Origin of the sequence: Leifsonia sp. LS1 (assembly GCF_020521355.1) — a bacterium.
Taxonomy (GTDB): domain Bacteria; phylum Actinomycetota; class Actinomycetes; order Actinomycetales; family Microbacteriaceae; genus Leifsonia.
Genome location: NZ_BPER01000002.1, coordinates 308517 through 324922, shown reverse-complemented (window position 1 = coordinate 324922; position 16406 = coordinate 308517). Strand labels below are relative to the sequence as shown.

The following is a 16406-nucleotide window of genomic DNA, read 5'->3' as shown; positions in this document are numbered from 1 at the left end:
CCCGGCCCTTCCGGTCAGTCTCGGTCTGCCGTGACGCCCTCGGCCTGCTGCAGCATACCGCGGAGGTTCTCGAAGTAGCCGGCCACAGCCTCCCGCTCGATCTTGATCTGGGCCAGGCGCTCCTCGGCGTCGGCCACGAGCCGCGCGGTGCGCTCCTCGGCCTCCTCGAGCTGAGCGGCGGCGCGCTCCTCGGCGTCCCGCACGATCCGGGCGGCCGTCTGCTCGGCCTCGGTGCGAGCCTTCTTGACCGTCTCGCGGGCCTTGGTCTCGAAGGCCTCGCTCTCGGAGCGCGCCTGCGCGGTGCGCTTGGTGGCGTCCTGCAGCTGGGCGTTGGCGTCGTCGAGGTACTTCTGCGTCTGCGCGACGGCCTCCTGGTGCCGGGCCAGGTACTCCTTCTCCGCCTCGTCGCGGCGCGCCTTGAGCTCGACGTCGAGGTCGATGCGGGCCTGCTGCACTTCGTGCGTGCGCGCGTCGAGCTCGGCGAGCGTCGTCGTGCGCAGCGTCGACAGCTCGGTCTCGAGCGCCGTGCGGGCCTCCGCCGCCTCGTGCTCGAACTGCGCGGTGCGCTCGGCGATCTCGGCGGCGAGCGCGGTGCGTGCCTGGGCGATCTCCGCCGCGAGCTCCTGACGCGCCTCGCCGGACTCCTTCTCGAGCGCGACCCGAGCCTGCTGGGTCTCGTCCGCGAGCGCACGACGGACGGTCTCCGCTTCGCTCTCGAGCGAGAGCCGCTGCTGCTCCCGGTCGTTCGCGAGCTCGTTCGCCGTGGATTGACGCTGATCGGCGAGCTCGACCGCGGTGCGGCGTGCGTCTTCCGCGAGGGTCGTGCGCACCCGCTCGGTCTCTTCCGCGAGGCGGGAGCGGGTCTGCTCCGCCTCGGCGGCCAGCGTGGCCGTCGTCTGCTCGACCTCGGCGGCGAGTGCGGCCTTCGTGGTCGCGACCTCGGTCTCCAGCGCCGAGCGGGCCTGCTCGGTGTCGGCCGCGAGCGTCGTCGTGGTCTGCTCGACTTCGGCGGCGAGGGCGGATTTCGTCGTGGTGACTTCTGTCTCGAGGGCGGATCTGGTCTGTTCGACCTCGGCGGCGAGGGCGGACTTCGTCTGTTCGACTTCGGCGGCGAGCGCGGACTTCGTGGTCGAGACCTCCGTCTCGAGGGCGGACTTCGTCTGTTCGACTTCGGCGGCGAGGGCGGCGCGGGTGGTCTCCACCTCGGACGCCAACTGGGCGCGGGTCGAGGTGACCTCGGCCTGCAGAGCAGCCCGGCCGCCGGCCAGCTCGTCGGCCAGCGCCGTGCGTGCCGCGTCGACCTCGGCCGCGAGATCCGCGCGGAGCTGCGTCGCTTCGGCGTCCAGCTCGCGGCGGCGCCGCTCGGTCTCCGCCTCCAGCTCGGCGCGGGAGGTCTCCGCAGCCGTCGCGATCTCGCTCGCCGCCCGCTCGCGGTCGGCGGCGAGGGCGGCGGCCGTGGCCGTGCGATCGGCCTCGAGGGCCGACCGCGTCTCGGTCGACTCCTTATCCAGGGCGGTGCGCGTCTGGAGGGTCTGGTCGGCCAGCTCCCGCGTGGTCCGTTCGACGTCGTCCGCCAGTCGTGCCTTCGTGCTGGTCACCTCGTCGGCCAGAGCGGACTTCGTGCGGGTGACCTCGTCGGCGAGGGCCGCCTTCGTGGTGGCGACTTCGTCGGCCAGAGCGGACTTCGTGCGGGTGACCTCGTCGGCCAGAGCGGACTTCGTGCGGGTGACCTCGTCGGCGAGCTCGGTGCGGGTGCGGTCGACCTCCTCGGTGAGCGCGGATCGGGTCGTCGTCACCTCGGCGGCGAGCCCGGCCTTGGTCTGCTCGACCTCCGCCGCCAGCGCGGCCTTGGTCTGCTCGACCTCGACCGCCAGCGCCTTGGTGGTCTGCTCCACCTCGGTCTTCAACGAGAGTCGCGTGGTGGCGTCTTCATCGGCGAGGTCGGCGCGGGTCTGGGCAGCCTCGGCGGCGAGGGCCGCGCGCTCCTGTTCGACCTCGGCGGCGAGGTCGGCGCGGGTCTGGGCGGCCTCCGCCGCGAGCTCGGCCCGCAGGCGTGACTCATCCGCCGCCAGCCGATCGGCGGTCTCGGCCACACGGCGGTCGAGGTCGAGGCGGATCTGCGCGGCCTCCCGCTCGAAGGCGGCACGGTCCTGTGCGAACGCCCCTTCGAGCTCTGCGGTGCGGGCCTCGATCGTGCGCTCGAGCTCTGCGGCCTCCGCACGGGCCGACTCCGCCTCCCGCGAGGCGACGGCCTTCAGCTCGGCGGCCTCGCGGTCGGCTTCGGCGCGCACCGCCGCGGCCTCGCGCTTGCTCGTCGCCCGCAGCTCGGCGGCCTCGGTGGCGACGGCACCGCGGATACCCGCCGCCTCTCGCATCGCGTCGGTGAGGAGGGTCTCCTTGTCGGCACGAGTCTTGGCGAGGAGCTCACGCGACTCGATCTGCGCGTCCTCCAGCATGGTCGTCGCGCGGGCGGTCGCGTCCGCGATCACCCGCTCGGCCTGCTGGGCTGCAGCCTTCTTCACCTTCTCGATCTCACCGGAGACCCCGGCGCGCAGCTTCTCCGCGTCGATGTCGGCCTGCGCGATGAGGCGGGTCGACTGCTCCTCGGCGACGCGGAGGGTGTTCTCCAGCTTCGTCCCGAGGCCCGAGTACGTCGGGCTTCCGACCTCTTCGATCTCGGCGTTCAGCTCATCGATGCGCAGCTGGAGACGCTTGATCTCCTTGGCCGAGTCGGCCGACTGCGTGTTCGACTTGATGAGCTCGCGCCGCAGCTCCTGCACGGCCTTGTCGACCTCGTCCTTGTCGTACCCGCGGAAGACCTGCGTGAAGTTGGATTCATCGGTGGCCACGTGTGTTACTCCTGAAGTCTGCTGGTCGCGAGCTGCTCGCACGCCGCAACGATCTTACATTTGGCGCCGGGTACCCGCATGGGGGACTGCATCCTCCCGCAGGGAACGGTTAGATGCCTTTCAGGGTGCTGGACTATCGTGGAGTGTCTTGCCCGCCTGTCTGTGCCCGTCCCCCTCCGGCACACGAGGAGATCTGCTTGCGTTTCGTACTCGCCATCGTCGCGTTCGTCGTGGCCGCCGTCATGATCGTCGCCGGCATCGCCCAGCGGACGGTGTTCGCACCCCCATCGCAGCTCACGGCGACCGCGAACGTGCCGGGGGATGCCCGGTACGTGGTGATCGCCGGCTCGGCGCTCAACGCGCACACCGGTCAGCAGACGCTCTCCGTGACCGGTGCCGAAGACCCCGCGGCGCAGGTCGTCGCGATCGGGCGGACGGACGACGTGACGGCGTGGCTGGGCACGGAGAAGTACGTCGCCGTCGGATACGACTCGACCACGGGCGCGCTCACGACACGCATGGTCACCCCGAAGGCGGCCTCCGGCTCCACCTCGACCCCGTCGCCCGGCGCGACGGCGGGTGCCACCGAGGGGACGTCGTCGTCCGCGGCGGGTCCGAATCCCACGGGGTCCGACCTCTGGCTCGAGGAGTACGACGGCCAGGACGCCCAGGTCACCCGCATGAACATCCCCGACGGGGTGAGCGTCCTCGTCGCCTCGGACGGCACGAAGCCCGCGCCCTCCACGATCACCGTCACCTGGCCGGTCGACTCGAGCACGCCGTGGGCGTTCCCGCTGATCATCGGCGGCCTGGTCCTGCTCGTCATCGGAATCGCCCTCTACCTCTGGGGGCTCTACACCCACCGCAGATCGCGCGGACCGCGCCGGAAGAGCGGACCCAAGATGCCCAAACTCCCCAAGGCCCCCAAGTACAAGCCGACCTCCGAGGTCGAGACCACCCCGCGCGGGCGTCGATCCACGCGGCGCGCCCGGGTGATCGCGCCCGCCGTGCTCGTCGGAGCCCTGACCCTGTCGGGCGCCGGCGCCGCCTTCGCCGACGAGACGCCCACTCCCACTCCGACGCCGACGTCGACGACGACCGCGGTGCCGAAGCCGGCGAATCAGCTGCCACCGGCGGTCACCGTGCCCCAGCTCGAGCGGATCGTCAAGCGCATCTCGGTCTCCGCGGCCAATGCCGATGCGAAGGCCGACCCGAACCTCGCCAAGCAGCGCTTCACCGGCGCCGCCCTGCAGCTGCGTGAGGCCAACTACGCCATCCGGGCGAAGAAGGCGGACCAGCCGGCGCTCCCGGCGATCCCCTCCGACCCGATCGTGCTCTCGCTCCCGCAGGCGACCGATTCCTGGCCCCGCACGGTCGTCGCGGTGATCGAGATGCCCAAGGACGCGGAGGGCAAGGACCAGGCGCCGCAAGCGCTCACCCTGGTGCAGGACTCGCCGCGCGACAACTACATGGTCGAGTACGCGATCTCCCTCGAGCCCAAGGCCAAGGTTCCGAACCTGGCACCGGCGAGCATCGGCGCCGCCGCCGTCCGTCCGGACTCGAAGCTGCTCGCCCTGCCGCCGAACCAGGTCGCCGCCGCGTACGGCGACGTGCTGATGAACGGCGACCAGAGCAAGTACGCGAGCCTGTTCAGCGCGGACGGCGACACTTTGCGCACGGCGGTGGGCGCCGAATGGAAGGCGCAGCAGAAGGCGGCCGTGCCGGCCACCGCCTCGCTGACCTTCACCAGCGCGGTCGGCCCGAACCCGGACGTCGCGATGGCCACCAACGACTCGGGCGCGCTCGTGTGGGTGGACCTGCAGGAGACGCAGCAGCTGAAGGTGGTCGAGGCCGGGGCCGAGGTCAACGCCGGCCCGACCGCCGCCGCGCTCGGCGTCGCGAGCTCCAAGACCGGTGTCGAGACCACCTTCGGCTACCAGTTGGCCTTCTATGTGCCCCCGGCCGGGTCGGACGCGAAGATCACGCTCCTCGGTTTCGCTCAGGGCATGATCGGGGCCAAAGAGATCCAGTGATCGCGCGGCGCCCGCCGCGTAAGGTTGAGAGTTGTGCCGACGCGGACCCGGTCCGCCCTCTGGAGGAGTCATGAGTCAGATCCCGCCCCCGCCCACCAACCTGCGCGGCGCCGTCGATTTGAGTTCGCTCGTCAACCGGCCCGCCACGCCTGCCGCGGGCGGTGCGGGGGCGCCGGCGGACGCGGGTGAGGCGCTCGCGCTGCCGAGCCTGTTCTTCGAGGGCACCGACGCGAACTTCAACGACTTCATCGATCTGTCGATGCGCGTCCCCGTCGTGGTGGACCTGGCCGCCGCGTGGGCGGAACCGTCCGCGCAGCTCAGTCCGGTGCTGGAGCGCGTCGTCGCCCAGCTCGCCGGTCGCGTCGTGCTGGTGAAGGTCGATGTCGACGCGAACCCGCAGCTGGCCCAGGCGTTCCAGGCGCAGTCCGTCCCCGCGGCGGCCGCGCTGGTCGGCGGCCGCCCCGTCCAGCTCTTCGCCGGCGCTCTACCCGAGGAGCAGATCCGCGACGTCCTCGACCAGCTGCTGCAGCTCGCAGCGCAGAACGGCGTGACCGGAACGGTGGCCGTCGACGGTGAGGCCGGCCCGGCCGCCGAGGGGGAGCAGGCCGAAGCCGCACCCGAGCCGCTGCCGCCGCACCACGCCGAGGCGTACGAGGCGATCGAGCGCGGCGACTACGCCACGGCGATCCAGGAGTACAAGACGGCCATCGCGCAGGATCCGCGCGACGCCATGGCCGTGGCCGGGCTGGCGCAGGTCAGTCTGCTGGCCCGCCTGGCGGGCAAGACGCTCGACGCGATCCGCTCCGCCGCCGCGGCCGACCCGGCGGACCCGTCCGCGCAGCTCGACGTCGCCGACCTCGACCTCTCCGGCGGTCACGTGGAGGACGCGTTCGACCGCCTGCTCACGCTGTTCCCGACGCTGGACGCGGCCGGCAAAGAGACGGTCCGCACCCGGCTGCTCGACTATTTCGAGATCGTCGGTGTGGAGGACTCGCGCGTCGCCAAGGCGCGGGCTAGGCTGACGTCGCTGCTCTACTGACGTCGCGGACGCGGTGAGGCGGCGGACCCCCGAACCCCTCCCGAAAGGCAGCGTATGCCCCGTGTGCTCGTCGTCGGCGGGACAGGTCTCGCCGGACGCGCGGTGACCGCCGCCGCTGTGGAACGCGGGCACGAGGTGGTCGTGGCTGCGCGACGGGCGCCGGACGACGACGCACCGGCGTACGTCGACGGCGCGCAGTACGTCACGGCCGATCTCGTCGGCGGGGGCGGCCTCGAGGAGGCGGTCGACGGGGTCGATGTACTGATCGACGCGAGCAACGGCTCAGGCAAGCAGGCGGCGCGCGTCTTCCTGCACGGTTCCCGCAATCTCCTGCACACCGCGGCGCGCTTCGGTGTGGGGCGCGCGGTGCAGCTGTCGATCGCCGGCATCGACGGATCGCGCTACCCGTACTACCGCGCCAAGCTCGCCCAGGAGCAGGTGTATCGCGAGTCGCCCCTGGCGACCCGCATCGTGCGGGCGACCCAGTTCCACGACTTCGTGACCGCGGTCTTCGAGCGCGGGCGCCCGTTCGGCGCGCTGCTCGCGCCGACGGGGACGCGGTTCCAGCCCATCGCGGTGGAGGATGTCGCGGACGCTCTGGTGGACGCCGCCGAGCTCACCGCTCCGGCGGACACCGAGCGCACGATCGGCGGTCCGGCGATCGAATCGGCCCGCTCCCTCGCGGAGCAGTTGAAGGCAGCGCGCGGATCCCGTCGTCCCATCGTCCCGGTGCGCCTGGGCGGCGGCCTGGGCGCGACCTGGCGGGCCGGGCGCAACCTCGCGCCCGAACACGCCATCGACGGCGTCGACTACGCCGCGTGGCTCAGCGCCGCGGCCTGAGCCACAAGGCGCCCAGCGGCGGCAGGGTGAGCACCGCTGACGCCGGGCGGCCCATCCACGGCTCGTCCGCCGCGGTCACTCCGCCGAGGTTGCCCACGCCCGAGCCTCCGAACGCGTCGGCGTCGGTGTTGAGCAACTCCTCCCAGTCGCCCGCGAAGGGCAGGCCGATCCGGTAGCCGTCGTGCGGGGCGCCGGAGAAGTTGAACACGGCCACCAGGGGCGAGCCGTCCCGGTCCTTCCGGAGGAACGCGATCACATTGCCTGCGGCGTCCGAGCCGTCGATCCACTCGAAGCCGGCCGGCTCGTTGTCGAGGGCCCAGAGCGCGGGCTGCGCCCGGTAGAGCGCGTTGAGCTGAGCGACCAGGTTCCAGAGGCCCTGATGCGCCGGCTGGTCCAGGATCCACCAGTCCAGTCCGCGCTCCTCGCTCCACTCCGACGGCTGGCCGAACTCCTGCCCCATGAAGAGCAGCTGCTTGCCCGGATGCGCCCACATGAACGCGAGGAAGACCCGCACGTTCGCCAGCTGCTGCCAGTGGTCTCCCGGCATCTTGCCGAGCAGCGAGCCCTTGCCGTGCACGACCTCGTCGTGGCTGATCGGCAGGAGGAAGTTCTCGCTCCAGGCGTACACGAACGAGAACGTGAGCTCGCCGTGGTGGTAGGAACGCCACATCGGGTTCTCGTGCATGTACTGCAGCGAGTCGTGCATCCAGCCCATGTTCCACTTGAGCCCGAAGCCGAGGCCCCCCGAGGAGGTCGGCGCGGTGACGCCGGGGTAGCTGGTGGACTCCTCGGCGATCATCACGGTCCCGGGGTTGCGCTTGTACGCCGTGGCGGTGACCTCCTGCAGGAAGCCGATGGCCTCGAGGTTCTCGCGCCCACCGTGGATGTTCGGCTCCCACTCGCCGTCGTTGCGTGAGTAGTCCAGGTAGAGCATGGAGGCGACAGCGTCGACACGGAGCCCGTCGACGTGGAACTCCTCGAGCCAGTAGAGCGCGTTCGCGACGAGGAAGTTGCGCACCTGCGAGTTGCCGTAGTCGAAGATGTATGTGCCCCAGTCCTTGTGCTCGCCGCGGCGGGGATCGGGGTGCTCGTACACCGCCTCGCCGTCGAAACGCGCGAGCGCCCAGTCGTCCTTCGGGAAGTGGCCGGGCACCCAGTCCATGATCACGCCGATCCCGGCCTGGTGCAGACGGTCGATCAGGAACCGGAGGTCGTCGGGTGAGCCGAAGCGGCTGGTCGGCGCGTAGTAGCCGGTGACCTGGTAGCCCCACGACCCGCCGAAGGGATGCTCGGCGAGCGGCAGGAACTCCACGTGCGTGTAGCCCAGGGCGACCACGTAGTCGATGAGCTGGTCGGCGGCCTCCACATAACCGAGCCCCGGCCGCCAGCTGCCGAAATGCAGCTCGTAGACGCTCATCGGCCCCGCGTGCGGGTCTCGCTCGGCGCGGGAGCGCATCCACTCGCCGTCCTGCCAGTCGTGACGGCCGACCGTGACGACGGACGCGGTCGCGGGAGGGGTCTCCGCCGCCTGCGCCATCGGGTCGATCTTGCGCACCCACGCGCCGTCTCGGCCGAGGATGTCGAACTTGTAGAGCTCCCCTTCGCCGAGACCGGGCACGAACAGCTCCCAGACACCGGCCACGCCCATCGTGCGCATGGCGTGCTGCGTGCCGTCCCAGCCGTTGAAGTCGCCGACGAGACGCACGGCACGGGCTTGGGGCGCCCAGACCGTGAACGCCGTCCCGACGACGCCGCCCAGGTCGCGGACGTGCGCGCCGAGCGCCGTCCACAGCTGCTCGTGGCGCCCCTCCCTGATCAGGTGCAGGTCGAGCTCGCCGATGGTGGGCGCGAAGCGGTACGGGTCGTCGGCCGTCCACGTGCTGCCGTCCGCGTAGCGCGCCTCGATCTCGTAGGCGCCGGGGCCGACGATGTCGACGCCCTGCCAGATGCCGTGGGCGAGGTGCGCCAGCTCGAGGTGGGCGCCGGTCGGGAGGATGGCGAACACCTCGGTCGCGAGGGGGCGGAGCGTGCGGATGACGGTGACCGGGTCGGACACGCCCGCTGCGTTCACCTGGTGCTGGCCGAGGACGGCGTGCGGGTCGTGGTAGGCGCCGGTCGCGACGGCGAGCAGCAGGCCGTCGTCGAGAGCGGGCAGGTCGACGGCGGCGGCGCCTTCGGGGATCGGGCTCATGGTGCTCCTTCTGGGGCTGTTCTCGGCGGGCCTGGGCGGATCGGTCCGCGGTTCAGAGCGGCTTGACGACCAGGATGTGCACGGGTTCGGTGAAGGCGTCGAGGCGGACGTAGTTGTCGGCCCCCCAGGTCCAGCGCTGGCCGGTGACGACATCCTTGACCTCGAACGTCGAGCCGACCGGGAGCCCGAGCGCGGCGACGTCGAGGTGGACGACGGTCTCGCGCACGGAGTGGGGGTCGACGTTGGCGACCACGAGCACCGTGTCCGCCTTGCCGCTGCGGGTGAACGCGCCCGGCAGGTGCTTGGAGTAGACGAGGATCGCGTCGTCCTCGCTGCCGTGCACGTGCAGGTTGCGCAGTTGCCGCAGGGCAGGGTGCTCGCTGCGGGTGCGGTTGAGCATCGTCAGGTACGGAGCGAGAGAGCGGCCGAGTGTCTGCGCGCGGGTGTAGTCACGTGGGCGGTACTCGTACTTCTCGTTGTCGATGTACTCCTCGGCGCCCGGGCGTGCGACGTTCTCGAACAGCTCGTAGCCGGAGTAGACGCCCCAGGTCGGCGCGCCCGTCGCGGCGATCGCGGCGCGCACCTTGAACGCCGCCGGCCCGCCGAACTGGAGGTACTCCGTGAGGATGTCGGGGGTGTTGACGAACAGGTTGGGGCGCAGGAAGTCGGCCGTGTCGTGGGCGAGGCCGTCGAGGAACTCCTCGAGCTCCTCCTTCGTGTTGCGCCAGGTGAAGTAGGTGTACGACTGCTGGAACCCGGCCTTGGCGAGTGTGTGCAGCAGAGCGGGGCGGGTGAACGCCTCCGCGAGGAACACGACGTCCGGGTCCGTGGCGTTGACCGTGTGGATCAGCCACTCCCAGAAATGCAGCGGTTTGGTGTGCGGGTTGTCCACGCGGAAGATCCGTACGCCCAGCGACATCCAGTGCCGCACGATGCGCAGCACCTCGGCCCGGAGGCCGTCGTAGTCGTTGTCGAAGTTGATGGGGTAGATGTCCTGGTACTTCTTCGGCGGGTTCTCCGCGTACGCGATCGTGCCGTCCGGCAGCGTCGTGAACCACTCCGGGTGCTCCGTGACCCAGGGGTGGTCGGGGGAGGCCTGCAGGGCGAGGTCGAGCGCGACCTCGAGGCCTGCTTGCTTGGCCTTTCCGAGGAAGTGGGCGAAGTCCTTCTCGGTGCCGAGGTCCGGGTGGATGGCGTCGTGACCGCCCTCCGCGGATCCGATCGCCCACGGGGAGCCGGGATCGTTCGGTCCGGCGTCGAGTGTGTTGTTCGGGCCCTTGCGGAACGTGCGCCCGATCGGGTGGATCGGCGGGAGGTAGACGACGTCGAAGCCCATCGCAGCGATCTCCGGCAGGCGCTTGGCCGCGGTGCGGAACGTGCCCGACTTCCACGAGCCGTCGGCGAGCTTCTTGGCGCCCTCCGACCGCGGGAAGAACTCGTACCAGCTGCCGACGCCGGCGCGGGTCCGCTCGACGAGCACGGCGCGCGTCTCCGAGAGCGACGGCAGGGACACGATCGGGCGCTCGGCGAGGATGCGGACGATGCGTTCGTCGATCGCGGCGGCGAACCGCGCATCCACGGGCTGCGCGGTGTCGGCGACGACCTTGGCGGCCTCGCCGAGGTGGCGGCGCTCGGCCGGGCTGCGGCGCTTGTCCGCGGCCGCGCCGGAGAGCAGGTCGTGGCCCATCCTGAGCATCAGGTCGACGTCGATGGCTGCGGGCACCTTCACCTCGGCGTTGTGCTTCCAGGTGGCGTAGTCGTCGGCGTACGCCTGGATCCGGTACCGCCACAGGCCCTCGGTCTCGAGCTGGACCTCGACCTCCCACCGGTCGGTCCCCGGCGCGATCGGGTGCATGTGGTGCTCGGTCTGCACCCCGGCGGGGTCGAGCAGGAGGAGGTCGACGCCGATGCGGTCGTGCCCCTCGCGGAACGAGGTCGCGCGGAAAGGGACGACCTCGCCGCGGAAGGCGGTCGCCGCCCAGTGGCCCTCGTCCACCTGCGGCGAGAGGCCCAGGATCGGCAGCCGGGTCAGCAGGGGCACGTATTCCTGGACGGGTCCGGCGTCCCCGGTCCCGGCCGCGGGGGTCTCCGCCGCCGGTGACGTCACCTCCTCAGGGAGGTGGTCGACGGTGGCCTCCGGTGCCGCTGCGGCTGCCGGCTTGGTCGCTGCGCTCTTTCCCACAGACCCGACCGTACACTCATTAACCTGCTCGACATGAGGCTCCCCTATTGTGGGGCGAGTGAAGGCCATCCGTAGATTCACCGTCCGAGCCGTCCTGCCCGAGAACCTGTCCGCCCTGGAGGAGCTCGCGGGCAATCTCCGCTGGTCATGGCACGAGCCGACCAAGGAGCTGTTCGCCCGCATCTCACCGGAGCTGTGGCACCAGGTGGAGCACGATCCCGTCGCGCTCCTCGGAGCCGTCGACCCGGACCGCCTCGCCGAGCTGGCCGCGGATCCGGGCTACGTGGACTGGGCGAACCATGTCCGCGACGAGCTGCACGGGTACCTGAGCGAGCCGCGCTGGTACCAGTCCCTGGGGGAGCACACGCCGCGCACCATCGCGTACTTCTCTCCCGAGTTCGGCATCGCCGCGGCGCTGCCGCAGTACTCCGGCGGCCTGGGGATCCTCGCGGGAGACCACCTCAAGGCCGCGAGCGACCTGGGCGTCCCGCTGGTCGGCGTCGGCCTGTTCTACCGATCCGGCTACTTCGCCCAGGCGATCTCGCCCGACGGCTGGCAGCAGGAGAGCTACCCCTCCCTCGACCCGGACGGGCTGCCCCTGAGCGTGCTGCGCACCCCGGACGGCACCCCCGTCGAGGTCTCGCTCGCGCTCCCGGACGGCGTGCTGCACGCGCGCGTCTGGCAGGCGGCGGTGGGCCGGGTACGGCTCCTGCTGCTCGACACGGACATCCCGGAGAACGAGGAGCGCCTGCGGTCGGTGACCGACCGCCTGTACGGCGGCGGGGGCGAGCACCGCCTCCTGCAGGAGCTGCTGCTCGGCATCGGCGGCGTGCGGGCGATCGAGGCGTGGGCGGAGCTCACGGGTGCTCCGGCGGCCGAGGTGTTCCACACGAACGAGGGCCACGCCGGCTTCCTCGGCCTCGAGCGGATCGCCAATCTGATCGGCGAGGGATTGAGCTTCGACGAGGCGCTGCAGGTGGTGCGCGCCGGAACGGTGTTCACCACCCACACGCCCGTGCCGGCCGGCATCGACCGGTTCGACCGTCCGCTGGTCGAGCGGTACGTCTCCACGTCGCTGCTGCCGGGCGTCGACGCCGCCCAGGTGCTGGCGCTCGGCGCGGAGGACTACCCGGGCGGGTCGCCCGACGTGTTCAACATGGCCGTCATGGGCCTGCGCCTCGGGCAGCACGCGAACGGGGTGTCCCGGCTCCACGGCGAGGTCAGCCGGCAGATGTTCAACGGGCTCTACCCGGGGTTCGACCCGCAGGAGGTGCCGATCGACTCGGTCACCAACGGCGTGCACGCCCCGACCTGGACGGACCCGATGCTCCGCGCGCTCGCGGTGGAGCGCCTCGGCACGGACGACACGGCCCACGCCGACTGGGCCGACTCCGGCGCCGTGGGCGACGCCGACCTCTGGTCGGTGCGCAACCGGATGCGCGAGCAGCTCGTGCAGGACGCCCGCCAGCGGCTGCAGGCCGCGTGGGAGGCGCAGAACCCCGGCGGGATCGCCCCGGCGTGGATGAACGACCTCCTCGACCCGAACGTGCTCACGATCGGATTCGCACGGCGCGTGCCGACCTACAAGCGGCTCACTCTGATGCTGCACGACCCCGAGCGGCTGAAGAACATCCTGCTGCACGCCGAGCGGCCGGTGCAGTTCGTGATCGCGGGCAAGTCGCACCCGGCCGACGACGAGGGCAAGCGGCTCATCCAGAAGCTGGTGCAGTTCGCCTCCGAGCCGGAGATCCGGGGCCGGATGGTGTTCCTGCCCGACTACGACATCGGAATGGCGCAGCTGCTCTACCCGGGGACCGACATCTGGCTGAACAACCCGCTGCGGCCGCTGGAGGCGTGCGGCACGTCGGGCATGAAGGCGGCGCTCAACGGCGCCCTCAACCTGTCCATTCTGGACGGCTGGTGGAACGAGTTCTACGACGGTGAGAACGGCTGGGCGATCCCCTCCGCCGATGCCGCGGGCGACGGCGCCGAGCGCGACGCGCTGGAGGCGGAGGCCATGTACGACCTCATCGAGCACCAGATCGCGCCGCGGTTCTACGACCGCGACGGCGACGGCGTGCCGACGGCGTGGGTGGCGCAGATCCGTCACACCCTCGCAACGCTCTCGCCCGCGCTGAGCGCCGAGCGGATGGTGCAGGAGTACGTGCAGCGGCTCTACCTCCCCGCGGCCGGGTACGAGGAGCGTCTGAGCGCCGACGGCTACGCCGCGGCGCGCGGTCTCGCGGCCTGGAAGGACCGGGTCCGCGCGGCCTGGCCCGGTGTGAACGTGGCGCACGTGGACGCGGGCGGGGTCGACGCGGTGCCCCAGGTCGGCGACCAGCTGCACGTGCGCGCGCTCGTCCACCTGGGCGGACTGGCGCCGGAGGATGTGGAGGTGCAGGTCGTGTACGGCCGCAGCCACGAGGGCGACGACCTCACCGACGTGCAGCACCAGCGCCTGGAGCTCGACCACGGCGTGCCCGGCACGGAGGACCCGGCGGTGGCGCGCGAGTACGTGGGCACCGTGACGCTGGGCCGGGCGGGCTCGTTCGGCTACACCGTCCGCGTGGTGCCGGTGAACGACCTCCTGCTCTCCCCGGCGGAGCTCGGACTGGTCGCCGTCGCCTCCTGACGCGCGTCGAGGTTCACGTCGTGGCGCCCATTCGGGAGGATTGAGCGCAACGACGTGAACCTCGGCAACGCGGGGGTCAGGCGAGGAGGGGGAGCGCCATGAGGGTGGTCGCTGCGGCCCCGAGTGCGGCCTCCGCGCGCGGCAGCAACGGCAGCGGGCGGCGGAGCGCGACGACCGCCGAGGCCGCCGCGAACGCGAGTGCGGCGACGCCGAGCACGAGGAGGACCGGCAGGCCGTGGGAGGCGTGAGCCCCTCCCACGGCGCTGCCGGAGTGATGGGAGCCCGCGGTCGCGATCAGGCCCGCCATCAGCACGGCCTGGAGGGAGCGGTGCGCGGTCATCGTGCGGGACGGATGGGTCGGGCTCCCCGCCGGAGGCACGGCGCGCAGCCGGCCCTGCACGGCCGTCGCGAGCGCCACCAGCACGAGAACCGCGGCCCAGACGATCGGTGCGAGCAGAGGCCGTGGCATCAGCATCGTGTCGGCCATCGCCGCGAGCATGGCCAGCATCCCGAGCCAGGCCAGCGGCGAGCGGCGGTCGGCTCCGCCGGCGACGCAGCATGCTCCCAGCGCCGCCGGGAGCATGCTGCCGAGGTGGAGCGCCTCGATCATCCGTGGTGCGCGTGGTCGCCGTGGCCGTGGTCGCCGTGGCTGTGGTCGCCGTGCGTGTCGCCGCCGTGCGCGTGGTGTCCCGGGGCGCAGTGGGCAGGCTCCGCGGCGGGCACGTTGAGCGCGGGGTTGCGGCCGAAGAAGCCGTACGGCTTCAGGGTGAACTTCGCGTAGTCCACGGGCATGACCGGCCAGTCCTCGACGCGCGGGAAATGCGTGGGGCCGAACGTGTGCCAGAGCACGATGTCCTCGCCGTCGAGCGGGCGGTCCGCCGCCATGTACGCCGGGAGGCCGTCGCCGCCGGGGTTCTGGTTGACGAACTCGCCGGCGGGATAGCGCTCGTCGCTCGCGTACTGCGTCACCCACACCTGCTTGGTCGTGAACGCCGCCCGGGCGGTGACCGTCGCAGACGGGTCCGCCAGGAGGGTCGGGTTCTGCTCGGCGTGGAGCACATACCCGGTGGGCTGCCCGAGGCGGTTCGTCTTCTCCGTGTTGACGATGTGCCAGGTGCGGCCGACGGAGGCGTCGGCGTCGCGAGCGCCTTCCGCCTCGCTGGCGATGCGCGTCGCTTTCTTCGTGAACGCGTTGCCGTACGGGTTCGTGGCGCTGACCGGCAGACGGACCGCGTCCACTTCATCGACCGCGTTGGCCAGGCCGTCCACCATCATGTCCAGGCGGGCCGAGAACAGGTGCTGGTGGTAGGGGGCCCCGAGGCCCGGGGCGACTTCGCTCGCCGTCGGCGACCCCTCGAGGTAGGCGGAGGTGAACAGGATGCCGGTGAGCTTCGCCTCGCACTCGATCGTGCCGTCGAGATAGAGGTACCAGTAGAAGCCGTAGTCGTAGTTGCCGACCGTGGTGAAGAACGAGATCACCAGGCGCCGCGACCGCCGCACCTCGTTGGCCGAGGTGAAGAGATCGGTGTGCTTCCACAGCGTCCCGTAGTCCTCCTCGTGCATGCAGATCGCGTTCTCGATGGTCTTGGGCCGCCCGAACTCGTCGGAGAGCACCGCGTCGAAGTACCGGATCTCGCCCAGGCAGTCGCATCCCAGCGTGAGGGAGTTCGCGAACCGTCCGAACAGGTATTCACCGGTGTCGAAATAGTTCTGCCAGTACCGCGTGGGGGAGGGATCGGCGTACGGCACGACCATCTCGGCGATCGAGGCGCGGTAGATCACGGGCCGCACCTCGCCGCCCTGGTCCGGGTCGGCGAAGGCGAGGTCGCGCAGGATGAGCCCCTCGCGGGCGTCGAAGCCGAGAGAGAACGACCAGTTCGCCCACGTGACGGTGTCGCCGTCGACGGAGAAGCTCGGCCCCTCCGGCTGCGTGATCGCGATCGGCTTCAGGGTGTCGAGCGGCGCGGGCCGCTCAGCCTCCAGGTGGAAGTTGCCCGGCTCGTCCGGAACCGGAAGCTCGACGGCGTCCACCACCTGGGTGACCTCGCGGGCGATCACATCGACGTAGGCGCAGAGTCCATCGACCGGGTGCGCCCACGGGTGGTCCTCCGCGTGGTCCATGCGGAAGGCGAAGACGCGGATGATCCGGCGCCCCTCCTCGCCCGGGATGTCGTACGAACCGGGGGAGAGCGGGGCGTAGACGACCTGCTCGGCGGTCAGGCCGCGCTTCTCGAGCGCCGCCAGCCAGGCGCCGTCGGCGACCAGGATCGCGCCGATCGCCTCGAACTCCTCCTCGAGGATCGGCACCTGGCCGCGGGATCCGTCGATGGGGACGAGGGCGACGACCTCCTCACGGGTCAGCGACACGGCCGCGTCGACGCCGGCACCGGTCGCCACGTCGAGCAGCAGGAGGCGGGCCTCTCGCTCGGGCGCCGGGGCCTCGCCGACGCGGGCGGCCAGCACGTCCGCCTTGTCGGGCTCCAGGAGGCCGACGTAGACGAAGCGCGTGGTGTCCGTCACCGCGCCGGCGTCGCGGAGGGTGCGCACGGCGGTCTCGATCTCGGGGGCGGTGAGGCTGGAGAGCGGGCCGGGCGCCGCCGTGTCGTCGGCGGGCAGAGTCAGGGGAAGCTCGGTGGTCAT

At 71.5% G+C, this 16406-nt stretch carries 9 protein-coding genes; 4 read left to right on the top strand and 5 right to left on the bottom strand.

The window, feature by feature from the left end; translation table 11 throughout:
* Positions 1–14 precede the first annotated feature (14 nt).
* Positions 15–2849 carry a hypothetical protein gene (locus LLS1_RS04830; RefSeq protein WP_226653821.1) on the bottom strand — a complete coding sequence of 945 codons (2835 nt, stop codon included), beginning with the start codon at positions 2847–2849 and terminating at the stop codon, positions 15–17.
* A gap of 197 nt (positions 2850–3046) precedes the next feature.
* Between LLS1_RS04830 and LLS1_RS04825 the strand changes: the two genes are divergently transcribed.
* The 3 genes from LLS1_RS04825 (at position 3047) to LLS1_RS04815 (ending at position 6761) form a co-directional block, all read left to right on the top strand.
* Entirely contained in the window at positions 3047–4882 is a 1836-nt protein-coding gene (locus LLS1_RS04825) for a hypothetical protein (protein ID WP_226653820.1), read from the top strand.
* Between the two features lie 70 nt (positions 4883–4952).
* Positions 4953–5921 (top strand): tetratricopeptide repeat protein, encoded by a 969-nt coding sequence (locus LLS1_RS04820; protein ID WP_226653819.1) that lies wholly within the window; start codon positions 4953–4955, stop codon positions 5919–5921.
* 54 nt (positions 5922–5975) lie between these two features.
* Positions 5976–6761, top strand: a complete 786-nt coding sequence (locus tag LLS1_RS04815) for an SDR family oxidoreductase (RefSeq protein WP_226653818.1) — start codon at positions 5976–5978, stop codon at positions 6759–6761.
* Here the strand turns inward: LLS1_RS04815 and glgB are convergent.
* Together glgB and LLS1_RS04805 are read right to left on the bottom strand one after the other, a co-directional pair.
* Complete coding sequence (gene glgB / locus LLS1_RS04810) at positions 6745–8952, bottom strand: 1,4-alpha-glucan branching protein GlgB (RefSeq protein WP_226653817.1); 2208 nt, start codon at positions 8950–8952, stop codon at positions 6745–6747. The two genes, LLS1_RS04815 and glgB, sit on opposite strands and share 17 nt — an antisense overlap.
* A gap of 52 nt (positions 8953–9004) precedes the next feature.
* Positions 9005–10948, bottom strand: a complete 1944-nt coding sequence (locus LLS1_RS04805; protein WP_374758244.1) for an alpha-1,4-glucan--maltose-1-phosphate maltosyltransferase — start codon at positions 10946–10948, stop codon at positions 9005–9007.
* Between the two features lie 244 nt (positions 10949–11192).
* On the opposite strand from LLS1_RS04805, the gene glgP reads away from it, so the two are divergent.
* Complete coding sequence (glgP, locus tag LLS1_RS04800; protein ID WP_226653816.1) at positions 11193–13766, top strand: alpha-glucan family phosphorylase; 2574 nt, start codon at positions 11193–11195, stop codon at positions 13764–13766.
* 76 nt (positions 13767–13842) lie between these two features.
* Here glgP and LLS1_RS04795 read toward each other — a convergent pair whose 3' ends face one another.
* Positions 13843–14376: a hypothetical protein gene (locus tag LLS1_RS04795; RefSeq protein WP_226653815.1), complete on the bottom strand. Its 534-nt coding sequence runs from the start codon at positions 14374–14376 to the stop codon at positions 13843–13845.
* Complete coding sequence (locus tag LLS1_RS04790; RefSeq protein ID WP_226653814.1) at positions 14373–16406, bottom strand: primary-amine oxidase; 2034 nt, start codon at positions 16404–16406, stop codon at positions 14373–14375. The genes LLS1_RS04795 and LLS1_RS04790 overlap by 4 nt, the downstream gene beginning before the upstream one ends.

Coding starts and splice junctions, on each gene's coding strand:
- LLS1_RS04820 (WP_226653819.1), top strand. CDS start 4,953: ATGAGTCAGATCCCGCCCCCGCCCACCAACCTGCGCGGCGCCGTCGAT.
- LLS1_RS04815 (WP_226653818.1), top strand. CDS start 5,976: ATGCCCCGTGTGCTCGTCGTCGGCGGGACAGGTCTCGCCGGACGCGCG.
- glgB (WP_226653817.1), bottom strand. CDS start 8,952: ATGAGCCCGATCCCCGAAGGCGCCGCCGCCGTCGACCTGCCCGCTCTC.
- LLS1_RS04795 (WP_226653815.1), bottom strand. CDS start 14,376: ATGATCGAGGCGCTCCACCTCGGCAGCATGCTCCCGGCGGCGCTGGGA.
- LLS1_RS04790 (WP_226653814.1), bottom strand. CDS start 16,406: ATGACCACCGAGCTTCCCCTGACTCTGCCCGCCGACGACACGGCGGCG.